Raw genomic sequence first — 2277 nt, forward strand, 5'->3', positions numbered from 1 at the left:
CCCACGACATGCGCAATGAGTTTGCCAGAGCGTTTCTGCCTGTCCTCAGAGGTGTCCATTAGCTCAACAAAGGTGTGAAGCAGGGCAGCGCGAAGAGAAATGGAAGGATGAAAGGGAAAACGAGAAAAAGGAGTGTGGAGATGAAGGGCGATCAAGCAAAGCAAGCAGGAAAAACCGCTCGGAGAAGCAGGCTTGTCCGAGGAAGGGGATGGATCTTTGCAGACGAAGGAGTGTTATGCGGTGGCCAGTCCGAGGAAGGTCGCCAGGCGTTCTGGAATCCCGAAGAGGGTGAGAGTGATCCGCTCATGCGTGGCGTCTCGGGCGTTGCGGGCCAGCCGCTCGTCCCATGACAAGCGGGAATGCGCACGCTGGGCCCGGGAGATCGTCGGCGGGGAGCAAGCACCAGTTCTTGGGAGAGTCGGCTCCATGTGGATCTCCAGACGTTGCCGGTGCAGGCGCAAACAGGCCCGCCGCTGGTGCTGTCTACTCCAGTCTCGCCAGAGCAGTGGAGCCGATCCCACTGGCAGAGGATGGAGCAGGACACTGACCTGGCGTGGTTTCGCCGTTGCACTGCCGTTCCATTGACAGCGTTCACGTAACGGACACGGGCGGCAATCGCGAATACTGGCCGAATAGACGACCCGCAGACTGCCATCACGCTCTCGACGTCGTTCATGGGGGACCAACGCGTTGCCGGCTGGACAGCGCAGGGTGCCATCGGGGTGAAGGGGAAAGTCGGCTCCAGTGAAGCGGCCAGCTTTCCAGGAGGTGGCGATGGCGGGTGGAGCATACCCTGAGGCAGGGGCAGAGGGAGCAGGTGAGACTGGGGGTGTGGGGGCGTGCTCGTTCTGCTCTGGGAGGGCAGGCGCAAATTCGGTGGTGCGCACTGCTTCAGGTGCCAGGATGTGCCCCAACTCCAGGCGGAGGTTCCAGGTCCACTGCGCCACAATCTGCCAGGCTTCTTGTCCCCAGGCTGAGTGGCTACACCAGCGGTCCGGCTCTTGCTCGATGTCCTCGTCTTCCAGGGCGGTTGCAAAGGCGCCACGATGTAGGTAGAGGGACACCACATCGGAGGCGGTGAAGGCGCTCTGGGGCAGATTGGTCCAGAAGAGCTCAGACACTACACCGTCTCGGATGAGCCCGACCTGCCGTTTCTTGTTCTTCTTGGTTGGGGCTGGATGGGTGGCGACAATGACACGAACGAGCGATCCGCTCTCGTCCAGACGCTGGTCTGGGCAGTCATAGAGCGCGCGGCAGATCCCACTTTCCGCACTGAGGAGGTGCTGATCAGCAGGCAAGTGCAAGCGAGCCTGCATGTCGGCACGATCGAGGAGGCTGTAGTCTTTGCCACGGGTGACATACGAGAAATCGTCCAGATCGCAGACAACCGCCCCATTGCCATATTGGCCATCGAGGCGCAGCAGCGTTCGCTCGGCGGGAAAGCCGTGGGCCTTGATGTACGTCTGGATGGCGGTTTTCGCCCGGCGCAGTTCCTCGCGATACTGTCCGTTGCCAGGGTTACCGAAACTCGCCACCCATTGATGGGTATGCATTTGCAAGACGGTTGTCCGTGTGCGAACAACCTCCCCACGTTTGCGTCCGGTGTAGCCGGGCGCACAGAGGGGACGCAGGCGCCGCTGCGGAGCAGGCCGATTCGACGTCTGAGGCAAGGCCCGTTGACGGGCTGCTTCCCTCGTCCCATCAACATCAAAGACGAGCCAGCGGTTTCCCTGCCGATCCCACAGTCCAGCTGATTGCTCTTCGGTGGAAAGACGGCGGGCGAGCAGATCCTCCAGAAAGAGGCTGCGCAGGGCTTCGACAGGCTCGGCGGGCAAGGCGGCTAAAAAGCGGCTGAGCGTCGAGGCTGCGGGTAAGCGCGTTCGTCCGAACAAGGCCATGAAGGCCGAAGCAAATGGCTGCACCACCTCAGAGAAGTCTTGCAAGGTTCGTTCGCCACTGATCGCATAGCCGAAGAGCACCGCCAGAAAATCCAGCACGTCGTAGCGTCCGAACCGCCGTCGGGCAAAGCGCACGCGCTCAGTTATCTTGGTCAGGATGCCTTGGTTCCGCAGGTGGGAAGCCACCAGAGCAACTTCGCCCAACCAGGATGGAGTTGCACACTGCGAGTCTGGAGAGGTTTGGATATGGACCGATCCATCAGCGATACTGATCATGTCTGCCTCCTTGAGCGGGAATACATTCGTTCTTCCCTTTCAAAGAGGCACATCTCTGGGCGTATCCGCTACAGGGTGCTATCTCATTGCGCATGTCGTGGGC

The 2277-nt window shown here is 60.7% G+C and carries 1 protein-coding gene; it reads right to left on the reverse strand.

Annotation, left to right across the window (positions count from 1 at the left end):
• Window positions 1-233: 233 nt before the first annotated feature.
• Window positions 234-2174, reverse strand: a complete 1941-nt coding sequence (locus AC11W3_RS06950) for a hypothetical protein (RefSeq protein WP_484092713.1) — start codon at window positions 2172-2174, stop codon at window positions 234-236.
• Window positions 2175-2277 lie beyond the last annotated feature (103 nt).

The sequence above is a fragment of the Geomonas sp. genome (assembly GCF_056994735.1).